The 16,578-nt window shown below is 65.9% G+C and carries 14 protein-coding genes; 5 read left to right on the plus strand and 9 right to left on the minus strand.

Translation table 11 applies throughout. The features are described 5' to 3' along the window. Positions 1-9: 9 nt before the first annotated feature. The 5 genes from kduD to EV560_RS07430 form a co-directional block, all read right to left on the minus strand. Complete coding sequence (gene kduD / locus EV560_RS07410) at positions 10-780, minus strand: 2-dehydro-3-deoxy-D-gluconate 5-dehydrogenase KduD (protein WP_131855093.1); 771 nt, start codon at positions 778-780, stop codon at positions 10-12. After that, positions 780-1,616 carry a 5-dehydro-4-deoxy-D-glucuronate isomerase gene (kduI, locus tag EV560_RS07415; protein WP_131855094.1) on the minus strand — a complete coding sequence of 279 codons (837 nt, stop codon included), beginning with the start codon at positions 1,614-1,616 and terminating at the stop codon, positions 780-782. Before kduI ends, kduD begins: the two co-directional genes overlap by 1 nt. A 13-nt stretch (positions 1,617-1,629) precedes the next feature. Continuing rightward, positions 1,630-2,910: a TRAP transporter large permease gene (locus EV560_RS07420; RefSeq protein WP_131855095.1), complete on the minus strand. Its 1,281-nt coding sequence runs from the start codon at positions 2,908-2,910 to the stop codon at positions 1,630-1,632. A 5-nt stretch (positions 2,911-2,915) separates the two neighbouring features. Then, positions 2,916-3,464 (minus strand): TRAP transporter small permease, encoded by a 549-nt coding sequence (locus EV560_RS07425; RefSeq protein ID WP_131855096.1) that lies wholly within the window; start codon positions 3,462-3,464, stop codon positions 2,916-2,918. An 89-nt stretch (positions 3,465-3,553) separates the two neighbouring features. Next, positions 3,554-4,543 (minus strand): TRAP transporter substrate-binding protein, encoded by a 990-nt coding sequence (locus EV560_RS07430; RefSeq protein ID WP_131855097.1) that lies wholly within the window; start codon positions 4,541-4,543, stop codon positions 3,554-3,556. A gap of 167 nt (positions 4,544-4,710) precedes the next feature. On the opposite strand from EV560_RS07430, the gene EV560_RS07435 reads away from it, so the two are divergent. After that, a complete protein-coding gene (locus EV560_RS07435; protein ID WP_131855098.1) occupies positions 4,711-5,400 on the plus strand; it encodes a GntR family transcriptional regulator in 690 nt (229 codons plus the stop codon). Between the two features lie 136 nt (positions 5,401-5,536). On the opposite strand, the gene EV560_RS07440 is transcribed toward EV560_RS07435, so the two are convergent. Continuing rightward, complete coding sequence (locus EV560_RS07440; protein ID WP_131855099.1) at positions 5,537-6,097, minus strand: polysaccharide biosynthesis/export family protein; 561 nt, start codon at positions 6,095-6,097, stop codon at positions 5,537-5,539. Positions 6,098-6,595: 498 nt separating this feature from the next. Here EV560_RS07440 and EV560_RS07445 point away from each other — a divergent pair, with 498 nt between their 5' ends. After that, positions 6,596-7,594 carry a sterol desaturase family protein gene (locus tag EV560_RS07445; protein ID WP_131855100.1) on the plus strand — a complete coding sequence of 333 codons (999 nt, stop codon included), beginning with the start codon at positions 6,596-6,598 and terminating at the stop codon, positions 7,592-7,594. Further along, complete coding sequence (locus EV560_RS07450) at positions 7,591-8,745, plus strand: GNAT family N-acetyltransferase (RefSeq protein ID WP_131855101.1); 1,155 nt, start codon at positions 7,591-7,593, stop codon at positions 8,743-8,745. The genes EV560_RS07445 and EV560_RS07450 overlap by 4 nt, the downstream gene beginning before the upstream one ends. 98 nt (positions 8,746-8,843) lie before the next feature. Here the strand turns inward: EV560_RS07450 and EV560_RS07455 are convergent, their stop codons facing one another. Further along, positions 8,844-10,457 carry a glucosamine inositolphosphorylceramide transferase family protein gene (locus tag EV560_RS07455; protein ID WP_248311932.1) on the minus strand — a complete coding sequence of 538 codons (1,614 nt, stop codon included), beginning with the start codon at positions 10,455-10,457 and terminating at the stop codon, positions 8,844-8,846. A 140-nt stretch (positions 10,458-10,597) separates the two neighbouring features. On the opposite strand from EV560_RS07455, the gene EV560_RS07460 reads away from it, so the two are divergent. Both EV560_RS07460 and EV560_RS07465 read left to right on the plus strand, forming a co-directional pair. Beyond that, a complete protein-coding gene (locus EV560_RS07460; RefSeq protein ID WP_131855102.1) occupies positions 10,598-12,748 on the plus strand; it encodes an exopolysaccharide transport family protein in 2,151 nt (716 codons plus the stop codon). After that, a complete protein-coding gene (locus EV560_RS07465; protein ID WP_131855103.1) occupies positions 12,749-14,074 on the plus strand; it encodes a VpsF family polysaccharide biosynthesis protein in 1,326 nt (441 codons plus the stop codon). Here the strand turns inward: EV560_RS07465 and EV560_RS07470 are convergent. Together EV560_RS07470 and EV560_RS07475 are read right to left on the minus strand one after the other, a co-directional pair. After that, a complete protein-coding gene (locus EV560_RS07470) occupies positions 14,043-15,290 on the minus strand; it encodes a glycoside hydrolase family 5 protein (protein ID WP_131855104.1) in 1,248 nt (415 codons plus the stop codon). The genes EV560_RS07465 and EV560_RS07470 overlap by 32 nt on opposite strands. Then, the gene (locus EV560_RS07475; protein ID WP_131855105.1) at positions 15,287-16,462 is read right to left on the minus strand and encodes a DUF1972 domain-containing protein; all 1,176 of its coding nucleotides are present in this window, start codon (positions 16,460-16,462) and stop codon (positions 15,287-15,289) included. Before EV560_RS07475 ends, EV560_RS07470 begins: the two co-directional genes overlap by 4 nt. Between the last annotated feature and the right edge of the window lie 116 nt (positions 16,463-16,578).

Raw genomic sequence — 16,578 nt, forward strand, 5'->3', positions numbered from 1 at the left:
CATGATCTCCTATCTTGCGAGCCAGCCGCCATCGACCGGCAGAACGACGCCATGGATATAGGCCGCAGCGTCCGAGGCGAGGAAAACGGCCGCGCCACCGAGCTCTTCCGGCTTGCCCCAATGGCCGGCCGGGATGCGCGACAGGATCGCGGCGTTGCGCTCCGGGTCGGCCCGCAGCGCCTCGGTGTTGTTGGTGACGAAATAGCCCGGCGCGATGGCGTTGACGTTGATGAGCTTGCCGGCCCATTCGCAGGCGAGCAGCCGGGTCAGCCCGGCAAGCCCGCTCTTGGAGGCCGTGTATGAGGGTATGCGGATGCCGCCCTGGAAGGAGAGCAGCGAGGCGATGTTGATGACCTTGCCGCCCTTGCCATCGGCCAGCATGGTCCTTGCCACGGCCTGGGTCAGGAAGAAGGTCGATTTCAGGTTGACGTCCATCACCGCGTCCCAATCGGCCTCGGTGAAGTCGATCGCATCGGCACGGCGGATGATGCCGGCATTGTTGACGAGGATGTCGAGCCGCGAGCCATCGGCCTTCGCCGCCGCTTCGGCCTCCCGAACGATGCGGGCGATCGGCTCCAGCGTCGACAGATCGGCCGCGACCTCGTGGAAGGGCCGGCCGCTCGGGGCGACCAGCGCGCGGGTCTCATCCATGGAAGAGCGGCCGACCGCGACGATCCCCGCCCCGGCCTGCGCCAGCGCGACCGCGATCGCCTGGCCGAGACCGGTATTGGCCCCGGTGACGATGGCGGTGCGGCCCGTGAGGTCGAAGCCGGCCGGCATCAGCGCAGCTCCGTCGTCGGTACGGGATCCATGTCGGTGTAGTCCATGTTGTCGCCGCCCATCGCCCAGATGAAGCTGTAGGAGCGGGTGCCGACGCCGGAATGGATCGACCAGCCCGGCGACAGGATGGCCTGCTCGTTGGCGACGACGAGGTGGCGGGTCTCCTGCGGCTCGCCCATCAGGTGGAAGACGCGGGCGTCCTCGGCGAGATCGAAATAGAGATAGACCTCGCAGCGCCGGTCATGGACGTGGGACGGCATCGTGTTCCAGTTGCTGCCCTCCTCGAGCTGCGTCAGGCCGAGCACGAGCTGGCAGGAGTCGCAGACGCCGGGGATGATGTACTGGCGGATGACGCGCTTGTTGGCGGTCGCCTGCTCGCCGAGCGCGATCGCCTTGGCGTCGGAGGCGGTGATCCGCTTGGTCGGATAAGTCTGATGCGCCGGGGTGGAGATCAGGTAGAACTTGGCCGGGTTGGCGGCATCGTCGCTGGAGAATTCGACCTCGCCGGCGCCCTTGCCGACATAGAGCGCGTCGCGATGGCCGAGCGCATGCGCCTCGCCGCCGACCGTGACGCGGCCGGGGCCGCCTACATTGACGATGCCGAGCTCGCGGCGCGCCAGGAAGGCGTCGGTGCCGACCGCCTTCGGCGTCGGGAGCGTCAAACTCTTGGCCGCCGGCATGGCGCCGCCGACGATGACGCGGTCGACATGGCTATAGGTCAGCGGGATCTCGCCGGAGACGAAGAGCTTCTCGATGAGAAAGTGCCGGCGCAGCTCGGCGGTGTCGTAATGGCGGGCGGCCTCGGGATGGCTGGCCTGGCGGATGTCGATGGTCATCGCTTGCAATCCTTCAATGGAACAGGCGCGGCAGCCACATGGACAGGCCGGGCACGTAGGTGATGAGCATGAGCACGGCGACGCTGGCGCCGAGGAAGGGCCAGATCGTCTTCATCGCCTCGCCGATCGTGATCTTGCCGACGGCGCAGCCGACGAACAAGACCGAACCCACCGGCGGCGTGTTGAGGCCGATGCCGGCGTTGAGGATCATGATGATGCCGAAATGGATCGGGTCGATGCCGAAGGCCTTGACCACCGGCAGGAAGATCGGCGTGCAGATGATGATCATCGGCGCCATGTCCATGAAGGTGCCGAGGATCAGCAGCGCGACATTGATCAGCAGGAGGACGACGATCGGGTTGTCCGAGATCGACTTCATGAAGGTGATCGCCGCCTGCGGCACCTGCAGGAAGGCCATCAGCCAGCCGAAGGAACTGGCCGTGCCGATGACGAGCAGCACCATGGCGGTGGTGCGCACGGCGCCGAGCGTCGCATGGATGAAATCGGCGAAGCTGAGCTCGCGATAGACGAAGGCGGTGACGAAGGCGGCGTAGAACACCGCCACGACCGAGCTTTCCGCCGCCGTGAAGATGCCCGAGCGCACGCCGCCGAAGATCAGGCCGATCAGCAGGATGCCGGGGAAGGCCGCGATCAGGTAGACGAAGACCATGCGCAGGCCCGGGAAGGGCTCGGAGGGATAGCCGCGCCTGACCGCCACGACATAGGCCGTGACCATCAGCGCCGCCGCGAGCAGCAGGCCCGGGATGATGCCGGCGGTGAAAAGATCCGCCACCGAGACGATGCCGCCTGCCGCGATGGCATAGATGATCATGTTGTGCGAAGGCGGCACGAGCAGCGCGATGATCGCGGCGTTCACGGTGACGTTGACCGCATAGTCCTTGGCGTAGCCGCGCTTCTCCATTTGCGGGATCATGATGCCGCCGACGGCCGAGGCATCGGCGATGGCCGAGCCGGAGACGCCGCCGAAGAAGGTGGAGGCGACGATATTGACCTGCCCGAGGCCACCGCGAAGGTGGCCGACGAGGCTCGCGGCGAAGCGGATCAGCCGGTCGGCGATGCCGCCGCGGATCATCAGGTCACCGGCGAAGATGAAGAACGGGATCGCCATCATGGCGAAGGCGTTCATGCCGGCATTGAGCTGCTGGAACACGACCATCGCCGGCAGGCCCATGTAGAGCACGGTCGCGAGCGAGGCGATGCCGAGGCAGAAGGCGACGGGCGTGCCGATGATCAGCAGGACGGTGAAGACGCCGAAGAGAATGGTCAGTTCCATGACGCTCACTCCGGCCGGGCGACGAGATGGGGATCGGAGAGATCGGGTTCGGCGACGAGCGGCGTGGCCTCGCCCAGCACGAGCAGACGCACCAGCTTCTCCAGGCCGAAGATCGCGATGAGCACGCCGCCCACGGCGAGCGGCAGGTAGTCCATGCCCTGCGGGATCGGCAGGCCCGCCATCTTGGCCGACCAGGTCTCGATCGAGAGGATGGCGCCGTACCAGGCCATGCCGATGCCGAAGCCGATGGTGAGCACCTCGGTCGTCAGCAGCATCAGGAAGCGCAGCGGCCGCGGCGCGTAATGCAGCGCGGTCTCGAAGCCGAGATGGTTGCCCTCACGCACGCCGATCGCCGAGCCGAGCAGGATGAACCAGCTCATCAGCAGCAACGCGCCGGGCTCGGTCCAGCTGGGGGAATCGTTGAGCACGTAGCGGCCAAAAACCTGCCAGCCGACGAAGAGCGTCATCAGGAGAAGGCCGGCGCCCGAGATCCAGAGCGCGGCGGTGCTGATGCGCCCGAGAAGTGGCGGCAGCGCGGAGACGAAACTGCGCATGGTTCACCGATGGATTGGGAGATGCGGTGCAGGCGGGGCCTGATCGCCCCGCCCTGCCGGCGCGTCAGCGCCGGCGACTGATCGTTCGCTCAGGGCGTCGCCTGGATGCGCTGGATCATGTCCTTCAGCTTCGCATCCTTGGCGTATTTCTCGTAGACCGGCTTCATCGCCTCGATGAAGGGCGCCTTGTCGACGCTGTTGACCTGCACGCCCGCGGCGCGGACCTTGGCTTCCGAGGCCTTCTCACGGGCTTCCCAGAGCTCGCGCATCTTGAGGACGGATTCCTTCGCCGCCTTGCGCACGACCTCCTGGTCGGCCGGCGAGAGCTTGTCGAAGCTGCGCTTCGACATCACGAAGACCTCCGGCGAAAGCGAGTGCTCGGTGATCGAATAGAACTTCGCCACCTCGAAATGGCGGAAGCTGTCATAGCTCGGCCAATTGTTCTCGGCGCCGTCGACGACGCCGGTCTGAAGCGCCGAATAGACCTCGCCGGGCGGCATCGGGGTCGCGTTGGCGCCAAGTGCGTTGACGAGATCGAGGAAGAGGTCGGACTGGATGACGCGGACCTTCATGCCCTTCATATCGGCCAGCGTCTTGATCGGCCGCTTCGAGTTGTAGAAGGAGCGCGCGCCCGAATCGTAGAAGGCGAGGCCGACGAGGCCCTGCGGTTCGAAGGATTTCAGGATCTGCTCGCCGATCGGCCCGTCCATGACCTTTCGCATATGGGCGGTGTCGCGGAAGATGAAGGGCAGCGACGGGATCAGCGTCTCGGCGATGATGTTGTTGAACGGCCCCATATTGATGCGATTGAGGTCGATGACACCGAAGCGGGCCTGCTCGATCGTCTCCTTCTCCTGGCCGAGCTGGGCCGAGTGGAAGACCTGCACCTTGATGCGGCCATTGGTGCCCTTCTCGACGAGCTCGCCGAAAAATTTCACGGCCTCGACGGTCGGATAGCCGTCCGGATGGATATCGGCCGAGCGCAGGGTCACCGTCTGAGCGGCGGCCGGCGCGGGCGAAAGGGTCATGGCTGCGAGCGCGGCGGCCGCAGCCGACGCCAAAAGACGGCGTGAGATCATCGAGGCGTTCTCCCAGAACTGTTGATCCCGTCGCGCGCGCCGCTCTCCGGCTTGTTCGTTCGCGCTCCGGGGGTCATGCTACGGCTGCGTCGCCATGCCATGGCGCCCAGTGATTGTATGGTAGTATAACATTGTATGGTAATCAACAGGCCGCGGAGGAGTGCGCCTTGAGTCTTTCGTTTGCGACATCGCCTGCTTCTTCCGGTGCTTCGGCGGCCGGCCGGGTCGAGGCCGAGTTGCGCCGGGCGATCATTGCGCTCGAGCTGCCGCCCGGCACGCGGCTTTCGGAGCAGGACATCGCGGTGAAATACGGGGTGTCGCGCCAGCCGGTGCGCGAGGCGCTGATCGCGCTCGCCAGGACGCGGCTGGTCGACGTGCTGCCGCAGCGCGGCACCGTCGTGGTCAAGTTCTCGGTCAGGAAGATGATGGAGGCGCGCTTCGTGCGCGAGGCGGTCGAGACCGCCGTCGTGCGCCAGGCCTGCAGCGTGTTCTCGCAACAGAGCCGCGCCCGCATCGAGGACCTCATCGATCTCCAGGAGAAGGCGGCCACGCGCGGCGATCACGACACGTTCCAGCGCTATGACGAGCTCTTCCATGTCGAGCTGACGGAAGGAGTCGGCATGCCGCTGGCCTGGGAGGCGATCCGCGACATCAAGGCGCATATGGATCGCGTTTGCCAGCTAACGATTCCCGGCCCCGAGTCGATGTTGCCGCTGGTCGAGCAGCACCGCCGCATCATGGCTGCCGTCGACGCCAGGGATGCCGACGCGGCTGAGGCCGCCATGCGTCATCATCTCACCGAGATCCTGCGCGCCCTGCCTCGAACCGAGGCGGCCTACCCGCACCTGTTCGAGTGACTCAGATTTCGGCGAGGATGGCTTCCGGAGGCCTCTAGATCGCCGCGCGTCCTTTCGGACGCGAAGTGGCGATCTATCCCTTTGATCTAGCATCGGATTTACCCGAAAAGTGGATTCCACTTTTCGGTCCGATGCTCTAGAACCAGCGTTCCTTGATGACGATCGTGTCGCCGGGCTGGACCGGGAAGGTGATCGGCACGGCGCTGGTGACGAGCTGCCCGTCGATCTGGCGGGTGACCTCCGCCCAGTCGCGCTGGCCGCGCGGGGTGAAGCCGCCGGCGATCGCGACCGCGGTCTGCACGGTCATGCCGTTGACGAAGGGGAACTGTCCGGAACTGGTGACCTCGCCGAGCACGAAGAAGGGCCGGTAGGCATCGACCTCGACCGAGACCTTGGGCTCGCGCAGGAAGCCGGCGCGCAGGCGGCCCTCGATGGCGCGCTCGAGCTGCTGGGTCGTGCGCCCCTGCGCCTCGACCGCGCCGATCAGCGGCATCGAGATCCGGCCGGAGCCGTCGACCGCATAGATGTTCGAGAGATTATCCTGGCCGAAGACGATGATGCGCAGCCTGTCGCCGCTCGCCAGCACATAGGGCGCATGGACATCTGCGACCGCGAATTCGGACACGACATAGCGCGGCGCGCAGGCGCTCACCGCCAGCGCGACGGCCAGTGCAAGAGAGGTGAGCGGTCGACTCATCACGTGCAAAACCCATGCGCAGCCCGGGCGCATGGTTAGCGGATATGGTTAAGATAAGCTGACCAAGCCGCCTTCCGCGACATTCCGACAGGCATTGGTGGGGTCCAGGGAGCGAGCCTGTTCGAGGCCGCGAGCACAGGCTCTCCATGAGTCATCCCGAACTCGACAGAGCATCCAATACCACCATTTTTAGTTATTTCATTCAGCCTTTGGAAATATAAACTGCATGTTCCGTAGAATTCCGTCAAATTAATGCGATTAAGACTTCGCTATGAATTCTCGGCTAGAGCATTTTCGAGCGAAGTGGATACCGGTTCGCGTGAAGAAAATGCGAAAAAACAACGGGATAGAGAATTTTCGCGATTCAGAGAAGCGCGGAAATGCTCGAGAGCCGAACGAAACCATCGACAGCTCCGAATGGCCTACCGGCTCAACGAGCCCATCATGGTAAAGCGGAAGCTTAAAATCGAAACGTCACGGGCGTGAACGGGCGGGCCTATGTCGATCAGCAGCGTCGTCGAAATGATCATGGAGAAGATATCCGGCGCCAACCTGCTGACGGCCGGCCTTCTCCTGCTGACCGCGTTCGTGAGCGCGCTGGTCGCATATTGGCGGACGACCGAGGACAAGAGCTTCAGGGAGTTTTTCGATTTCGTCTTCCCCAACGAGATCATCACCCACCCGTCGGCTCGGGCGGACCTGCTGTTCTGGGTGACCAAGAAGGCGATCATGCCCTTCCTGATGATCCCCGCCGGCGTGACCTTCGTCGTCGCCGTCGGCTACGCGACGAACCGGGTCCTGTCCACGCTCTTCCAGATCGACCCGCCGCTCTTTCAAGGCCCGCCGGGACCGGTGACGATCATCATCTTCACGGCGACGATGCTCATCGCCTATGACATTTCCTATTACCTCTACCACGTCGCCCAGCACCGCTTCCCGTTCCTGTGGGAGCTGCACAAGGTGCATCATTCGGCGGAGGTGATGGTCGGGATCACAAAGGACAGGGTTCATCCGCTCGACGAGCTGATGAACCGGATCTGGGATGGCGTCATCCCCGGGATCTGCTTCGGTATCTGGACGCTGCTGTCGCTCAATCTCGTGGAGGTGACGATTTTCGGCGTCAATGTCTATGTCATGCGCAATATCCTGATGATGGACTTCGTCAGGCATACGCATTTCAAGATATCGTTCGGGCCCCTGAACAATGTCATCCTGTGCCCGCACTGGCACCAGCTGCACCACAGCGTCGACCCCCGGCACTACGACAAGAATTTCGGCCTGATGTTCTCGTTCTGGGACCGGCTCTTCGGAACGCTCTGCGTGCCCCATCCGAACGAGGACTTCAAATTCGGCCTGATGGAGCGCAACGCCCGCGATTACCAGTCACTGTCGGGGCTCTATCTCCTGCCGCTCAAGAAGATGTGGGAGCATGTCGCACGGCGGTTCCGCCGCACGTCCCCGGACGCCAGCGAACCGACGCAGAGCTCGCAGCCATGAACGCCCACGCGACGGTCGCCGGCCCCGGGACGGATGCGTTGGAGATCGTCATCTCCGAGGCGCGGCTGGCGGCGATCGGGCCGGCCTGGACGGAGCTCTGGAGCCGGGCGGACGGGCTGATCTTCCAGAGCCATGCCTGGGTCACCGCCTGGTGGGACACGCTCCCTGATCGGGAGCGTCGCGACCTGCGGATCGGCCTGCTCTGGAGCGGCGAGCGGCTCGACGCCGTGATGCCGTTCGCGACCTTCCGGCGCAAAGGCGTCCGCGTCCTCGAATGGGCTGCCAAGGACCATAGCGACTATGGCGATGTGCTGGTCGCTCCGGGCTGTGATCCGGCCGCCATCATGCCCCTCTGGAAGAAGCTTTCGGCCGAGGGCGGCTTCGACCTCGTCTATCTCAACCGCCTGCTGCCCGATGCGGCGATGCGCCCTCTCCTCGCCCCCGCCCGGATGCCGGGCGTCAGGCTGCGCCCCAACCACCGTAGCGAAACCAGCTTCCGTGTCGCCGGCCCCTGGCAGAAGGGCGCGGACTGGTTCGCCCTGCAATCGAAGAAGACGCGCCAGAACTATCGCCGCGGCCGCAAGTTCCTCGAGGAAGCCGGTGAGGTCCGTTTCCGCCTAATGTCGCCGGACGAGCCGATGCAGCCGGTTCTCGACAGGCTCGCCGGCTTCAAGCGCAAATGGCTCGCCGCGCATGGCCACGAATCCAATCTGTTCGATGAAGGGGCTCCGGCGCTCGCGGCCTTGGTCGCCGTCCTGGCGAAGGAAGGGCTGCTGCATGTCTTCGTGCTGGAATGCGCCGGGTCGGTGGTCGCGGTCGCGATCAATTTCGTCCAGCGCAATACGATGATGGCCTTCGTCACCACCTATGATTCCGATTTCGAGCGCGCCTCGCCCGGCATGGTGCTGATGATGGACTACATCCAGTGGTCGCTCGACCGCGGCCTCACGATGGTGGACTTCCTGTGCGGCGGCGAAGACTTCAAGCGGCGTTTCGCCACGCAATCCGTGACGCTCGACTCGGTCCTCGGCGCGCGGACGCTGCGCGGCACGCTCGCCGCGCTTGCTGATCAGGCCATTCATAACGGCAAGGAACTGCGCCAGCGGATGCGTGCGCGTGCTGAACCTCGCCAGGCGGAAACAGCGGACTAGCCCATCGGACCGGATATCGTATGCGGTCCGATGGGCCTACTTCTTGTTTTTCGCATCGGCTTTTCCGAAAACCGCGATCCACTTTTCGGGCCGATGCGCTAGGGTCGGGCCCGCGAACCGAACAGGCTGCGACGCGCGAAGGCCGAGCCATCGATGAACTCGAAGCCGCCGGCGCTGTTGAGCGTGTGCAGCTTGCGCCCGGCCCAGAGCTTGCCGGTGCCGATGATGGTTTCGACCTCCTGCGCGAAGCCATCAGGATCGAGCCGCGTCACCTTGGCGATGCCGAGCGCCGTGCCATATCCGCGCCGGCAATCCTGAACCGGGCGCAGCAAAGCGCCATCGCGCAAGACCATGCGGCCGGCAGGCCGCGCCGAGGCGATGTCGATCAGCACCGGATTGCGGGGATGGGGCGACCAGGGGCCGCGGAAATCCGGGGCCGACCAGAGATGGAGCGCATCGGAAAAGGCGCCGCCGCCATCGCGCACCGTGGCGAAGAGCCACCAGCGGCCGCCATGCTCGATGAGCGTCGCATCGCTCGCGACGGTGCCCTCGACCAGCGTCGCCTCCCGGACCCAGCCGCCGGGAAAGGCGGTGGCGCGGAACAGCTCGATCCGCGCCGCGTTGCAGGTTTCCGGAATCATCCAGACCTGCCCCTCGCGCTCGAAGACGAAGGGATAGGAGAGATGATAATCCTGCTCGAGCCCGCATTGCGGCGCGCCGAGCGGACCGTCCGGACCAAAAGCCACCGCGGAGATGACGCCCTTGCCGAGATCGTGGGCATAATCCTCGACGAAGAGCGTGACCTCGCCATCATGCTGGATCGGGAACGGGTCGGCGTAGAAGCGCTGACCGTCATCGGCGAGCTCACGCCAACCGCCATCCGGATGCTGCCGCAGATCTAACAGATCCGGGCCGCCGAGCTTGCGCCAGCCGACCCGCCAGTGCGGCGCCTGGTAGAGATGCCGATAGACGCGAGCCGTCAGCGTTCTCGCCAGTTCCTTGGCCGCGACCTTGGCCAGGACGCCGGTGCCGACCGCATCCGCGGATCCGCGTACCGGCTCCGCGCCGGGCAATGCGGGAACCTTGGCGCCGCATCCGGACACCGCGGCAACGATCAACGTCATCAGGCGTTCGAGGACATCCGTGAATGCGGCCAGGACGATGTGGCCATTCTCGGTCCCGAGGCGGCCGGCCGCGACCAGCGCGTCGCCCTCGCGAATTTCAGCCAGGGGCGTACGCCCGGCCAGCAGCGCGTTGAGCAGTGCCGCCTCTCCCGCGACACCATCGAAGCTCAGGCGCCAATGGCGTGAAGCGCCCGCGCCATTGCCGCCGCCGAGATCGATAACGAGATCGGGTCGGGCGCCCGTATCGGCGCGGTACCTGTCGAACGCCGTCGCGGGCAGCAAGGCCGCCGGGCCGCTCGTGGCAAGGCCATGGAGCAATGCTTCCAGCTTGAAAAGCCGGTCAAAGCCTTCACTGGAAGCTTCGCTGGTCGATAGAGCGACCGACGCTTGTAGTCCCGCAATGGCGCCGAGCCGTTCCAGCAGCTGCAGATGCCATCGGCGGACACAAGAACCGTCGATGCGGAGAACCAGTCGCATGCCCTCAAACCAGCTTATTGGCCGATCGTCGAATCGACCGCGCGCCATCTCTCCATGCCGAGATTTCGATTTGGTTATTACCAGAAATATACGGAAACACAGCAACGGCAACCGGACGCTGCGGCGACCTCCGATCGGCCTGAAAATGGCCGCCTTGCCTGATCAGTTGTTAAGGACTTGATGGCAATGATCCGGAAGGACGCGAGGGGTTCCGCGGCGGATCTGCAGGATTTCATGGCCCGGGAATAGGAATGACAAGCCTTGTTTCCACCTCACGTCGGCCTGACCAGCCGACGGAGGCGGCTGTGCCGGAGACATACCGTCGCCAGAGCGACGGAACCGTCGAGATCGCTGAACTGTGGCGGATCTTGTGGCACCGCCGATATCTCATCTTGGGGGTAGCAGGCCTGCTCGTCGCGGCGACGCTGGTCTATGGCCTGATCACGCCCGCCACCTATACCGCATCCGCGCAGCTCCTGATCGATCCGCGCGACCGGATCGTCGTCAGCAACGACGTCAACCCGAACACGGTCTCGCCGGATGGCGGCATCGCGCAGATCGAAAGCCAGACCAGCGTCATCCAATCGACGAGCGTCCTCCTGCGCGCCATCGCCGATACGAAGCTGACGCAGGACAGGGAATTCAACGGCGCGGGCTTCCTGAGCGGCCTGTTCGGGTTCCTTCGGACCGAGGAGCCGGCGCGCGACGGGAAGCTGAGCCAGGCCGAAACGCGCACGCTCGCCAATCTCCGGCGCAAGGTCTCGGTCCGCCGGGCGGACAAGGTCTTCGTCGTCGACGTCGTCGTGACCACGCAGGACCCGGACAAATCGGCAAGGCTCGCGAACGCCATCGCCGATGCCTATCTCGCCGATCAGGCGGAAGCGCGCAGCCAGGGTGCGCGCGAAGCCTCCGAAGCCCTCACTGCCAGGCTCGCCGAACAGCGCAAGCGCGTCGAAGCGGCCGAGAACGCGATCGAGCGCTACCGCGCCGAGCATAATCTCACGGCCGCCTCGGGCCGGCTGATCAGCGAGCAGCAACTGACCGAGATCAGCACGCAGCTCTCGGCCGCCCAGGCCCGGAGCGCGCTGCTGAAGGCCCAGGTCGAGCAGGTCGCGCAGCAGCGCCGCAGTGGAGGGCTGGCCGGCGGCTCGACGGAGGCGATGCAATCTGCCGTCGTCGCGAAGCTGCGCGAGCAGGAATCGACGCTGGTCCAGCGCGAAGCCGATCTCCAGAGCCAGCTCGGCCCGCGCCATCCGTCGATCGCGGCGGCGCGAAGCCAGCTCGCCCATGTGCGCCAGCTCATCACGACCGAGCTGGAGCGCATCCAGCAGGCGACGCGCGCCGATTACGACCGCGCTCTCGCCAATGAGAAGCTGCTCTCGGCCAAGCTGGACGGCCTGACGCAGCAGACGCAGACCTCCGACCAGGCTTCGGTCCGGCTGCGGGAATTGCAGCGCGATCTCGAGGCGGTTCGCGCCGTCTATGCGAATTTCCTGCTGCGCGCCCAGGAGACGCGCGAGCAGGCGACTATCGACACGACGAATGCGCGCATCATCGGCCGGGCGCAGCCGCCGCAGCAGAAGAGCTGGCCGCCGCTCGGCCTGCTGCTGGCTGGTGCCGGCGGCCTCGGACTCGGTCTCGGCGCGGGCATTGCGCTGATCCGGGAATATGCATCGCCGACGCTGCTGTCGCCGAAGCAGGCTGAAGCCCTGATCGGCGCGCCGGTGATCGGACTCCTGCCGCCGGAAAGAAAGCCAGGCGGCAAGCCAAAATCCGTCGCCGGCGCGAAAGCCCCCTTGCCTCCAGACGCGCATGTCGACGGCATTGCCGGCCTCGCGCTGCTGCGGCTGATGGAGATGCGGGGAGCGGCGCCGCGCAATGCCGCGCGCAGCATCCTGCTGATTTCGACCGATGGCGATTCCAGCGAACGTCTCAGGACGGCGCTGCTGCTGGCGGACGCCGCGGCCGACCAGGGCGAGCGCGTCCTCCTGGTCGATGCCGATGTCGACAAGAGCCAGGAGAGCGGCGCCGCCGGCCTGCTCGACGTCCTGCGCGGCGAATGCGGGCTCGATGTCGCGATCCATTTCGAAAGCACGCAGGATGTCGCCCTGATGCCGAAAGGGCGCCAGAAGGCGGCGCCGCAGAAGGTCGACGGGAGGGCGTTCGCCTCGCGCATGCTCGCCGAGGCCAGCCGGCATTTCGACATCGTCGTCATGGATGGCGGCGTGCTCACGCAGAACATCAAGATCGCGCCGCTCGTCGCCACCGTCGAGCATATCGTCCTGGTGGGCCAGCTCTACGTCACCCAGCAGAACGAGATCGGCCGGGTCGTCGAGGCTGCCCGCCTGATGGGGCGGACCGTCACCGCCGCCGTCCTGATCGACTCGCTGGATCGCCGCTGAATGCGCACGGCAATCACGCTGGGGGCCAACCCCGGACGTGCCGCCTCGCCGCGCTGGGCGCGCCTCGACCGTTTCACCACTTTCGGCATCACTGCCGCCATCCTGGTGCTGTTTTGCGTATCGGGCGGAATGCTCTGGCTCGTCGGCTATAATTACGACGGGCTCACGGGGGGCGCGGCCACCAAGATCCATCCCTCGACCTACATGATCGTGCTGGTCTTCGCCTGGAGCGTCGTCGCCTGCGGGGACCCGATCAGCCGGAGCATCCACCTCGCCAATCGCAGGCCCGCCACGGTGCTGATGCTGGCCGTCAGCATTGCCATCCTGATCGTGACCGTCCTGCGCGACGGCCCCGGACTCGGCGGCATCATCGATACCTATGTCGCCTCTTGCCTGCTCGTCCTGCTCCTGGCCGATGCCGACGAGCCCCTGCTGGCACGGCTGGAACGGCTGCTGCATGTCGTGATGGGCGTGAACGCGCTGCTCGCCCTCGGCGAATTCGCCACCCATGTCAGGCTCTTCCCCTACCGTTTCGACGGGGCGGTGTTCGAGACCGACACGCGCTCGGCGGCCTTGCACGGGCATCCGCTCGCCAATGCCATGATCACCGGCTGCTATCTGATGGCACTCCTGACCGGCAGCCGCGACATGTCCACCCCCGTGCGGGCGGCGCTGATCGGGCTGCAGAGCGCCGCGCTCGTCGCCTTCGGCGGCCGCACCGCGCTGTTGTCGTCGCTGTTCCTCGGCGGGGCCTATGGCATCATGGCCCTGCTTCGCTCGCTGAAGGGCGGGCGCGTCTCGCTCATCGGCGCCGCAGCCGGCCTCGTCCTCGTCGCCTTCATTCCGGCTGCGATCGCAGGCCTGGTCGCAGGCGGCTTTTTCGACGAGGTCGCGACCCGCTTCGTCTCCGATGGCGGCAGTGCCAATGCCCGAAAAGAGATGTTCGAGCTCTTGAACATGTTCTCCGTGCGGGATCTGATCATCGGCCCCGATATCGACCTGGTCGACACGCTGCGCCGGATCAACGGGCTCGAATGGGGCATCGAAAACCCGTTCATCCGCATGACGCTCTATCAGGGCGCAGTAGTCACGCTGATGGTGACCGTCGCCTTCACGCTGTTCATGTATGAACTCGCCAATGCCGGCCGGCCAGGCGTGTGGCTCCCAATGATCGTCTGGGTCATTCTGCTGAACGGCTCCGAGAGCATCGCGACCAAGACCACGATTCCGGCGAAATTCGCGGTGGTCGTGCTCTGCATGTACCGGCCGGAGCGGCCGATCGCGCCGCGCGCCTTCAGGGCACCAGCGACAGGCCGAGCGCCCTGACGATCGGCGGATCGAACTGCCGGGTCACGTCGTCCATCAGTCCCATGCCGTCGAAGGCATTCCAGAAGGCCCAGGGGAATCCGAACGCCTCGGCGCTCTCGCGGACATCGGCGATATAACGCGCGCGGTCCTCCGCCGGCGCGGCGACATAGCGCGCATCCGAACGCAGGGCGCCGAATTCTCCCATCAGGACGCGCCCGGGCGCGATGCCCTCGCGCTCGGCCCAGGCACGCACCTTGCGGAGATAGCCGTCGACAAAGCGGCGATCGGGCTGGGCATCGAAATAGACTTTGAGGACACGCTCGGTCTCCGCATAGGCCGCGCGCTTCGCCTGCTCCGACCTCTCCCTGTCCTCAGCCATTCTGGCTCGCACCGCGGCGAGCGTCGCCGTCAGGCTGCCCTTCGAGGCGGGCCAGGGCACGGCATTGAGCGACCGATAGACCGGCTCGCTCATCCACGGCGCGCCCTGATGGCTGAACAGGTAGGGCTCGTAGAAATGGAAGGTGAAAAGCAGTGGCTCGAACGCGGCGAGAGACTTCGCGAACAATGCCTCGATGCCCTGGACCATGCTGCCGCAGCTGCCGGTCGCGACCAAGGTGAGCTGCGGCGCCGCATGGCGGGCCGCCCCGAGCAGCGCCTGCTGCATCCGCGTCCATGCCGGCGCGCCGCAGCTTTGCGGCGGCTCGTTGACCGGCTCCAACGCCACCCGGCCCCGATCGAAATCGGAGAGGCGCGCCGCCAAGGCGCCGACGAGATCGCGATAGGCGGGAAAAGCGGGAGCCTCGGGGCCATCGAGGATGCGCGCGACGTTCCAATGATGCGTCGCCGCATTGACCTGAAGGTTGAGGATCACCGAGAGGTCGCTCCGCAGCGCCTCGGCGACCGCCGCCATGACCTGTCCGATCAGCGCAAGGCGCGTGGCTGCCGAGCCGGCCAGGAACGGGCCGGGATCGACGGGGATCCGCACGAAATCGAGGCCTGAGCGACGCAGCCGGGCGAGATCGAGCGCTGTCGGCACGGGACGGTCGAGCTGGAAGGGCGGCCAGTCGTAATCGGTGCGCGGCGCCGGGAACTCCCGCGTCAGCGAGAACCACGGCCAGAGATTGACGCCGCGCCGCAGCGCGAGCGGCTGCGCGGCGGTGGCAGATCCTGTGCCCGCGAAGCCAAGCGCCGCGCTTGCGGCGCCCGCGATGAAGCTGCGCCGCGCGATCCTCACCCTTGGCGGCTGCCCATCGCCGGATCGAGCGGCGCGATCTCGGCGCCGCGCGCGGTCCGCAAGAGCGCCAGCGCCTCGCGCTCGTAATGCTCGAGGATCGCCGGCCAGCTGAACGCGTCCTTGGCGCGGGCCAGGGCGGCGGCGCCCAGTTTCGCTGCCACTGCATCGTCCTGGATCAGCGTCTCCACCGCCTGCGCGCAACCGTCCCGGTCGGAGAAGAAGAGCCCGGCCTCGCCGGCCGTCCAGCGATTATAGGCGTTGTCATGGGCGATGACCGGATTGGCCGCCCAGAGCGCCTCGACCAGCGAGGGATTGGTGCCGCCAACCGTGTGCCCGTGCAGATAGGCGCGGGCATGGAAGCGCAGGGCCTGCACGATCCCGGCATCGTAGATCGCCCCGGCGAACAGGACCTCGTCGCCGGCCGCTTCCTTGATCTCGCGGTGATAAGGATTGTCGTCGGCCAAGGTGCCGAGCACGACGAGGCGCATGCCGCGACGTTGCCGCGAGAAAGCCTCGACGATCGGCAGGATGGAATTATCGGGCTCGATGCGCGCGATCGAGATCAGATAGCGGCCGGGCTCCAGCCCCATCGCGCGCACCGGCGCCTCGGGCGCCGAGGGCACGGGCGTGCCGCCATAGGCGATCATCGCGGTGGCGCTGCGCGGGCGCCGGGTGGCGAGGTGGTCGGCAATGATCGGATGATCCGCGACGAGGCGATGCGAGGTCCAGGCCGCAATCCACTCGTTGAGCCAGAACCAGGCCTTGATCGGGCGCGACCATTTCGGCCGGCGCCATTCGATGCCATCCATATTGGTGAGGATCTTGCGGCCGGACAGCCGGAGATAAGGCAGGAAGACGGCGCTGTTATAGCCGAGCACCAGGCAGAGAGCGGACCGGCGGGCGGCATCGCGGATGCAGTGCCAATCGAATTCCAGGGTCGCGCGCGGTCCCGTCGACGCAACCTGCGTCTGGATGAGCTCGACGCCGCGCCACTGCTCGCTGCGGAAGCGTTGCGTCACGGCTGGAACCTCGTCCTGGCAGTAGACCCCGACCTGCCAGCCCCGATCGGCCAGGAAGAGCGCGAGATGCTCGGCGAAGGTCTCGAAACCGCCGTGCGCCGCAGGGATGCCGCGGGTTCCCAGAATGAGGATCGATGGAGGAGAAGCAGCCATGCGTTGTCCAGCCGTATAAGGAGCCTGGATCAACGCCCACAGGGTTTAAGATACCATTGAAATTAAGTACTTAAAACTGGTGCATGGCCCGGCGACCTTTGGCATGCCTGTTGCTC

It is taken from the genome of Allobosea sp. BK604, assembly GCF_004341515.1.
Lineage (GTDB): Bacteria > Pseudomonadota > Alphaproteobacteria > Rhizobiales > Beijerinckiaceae > Allobosea.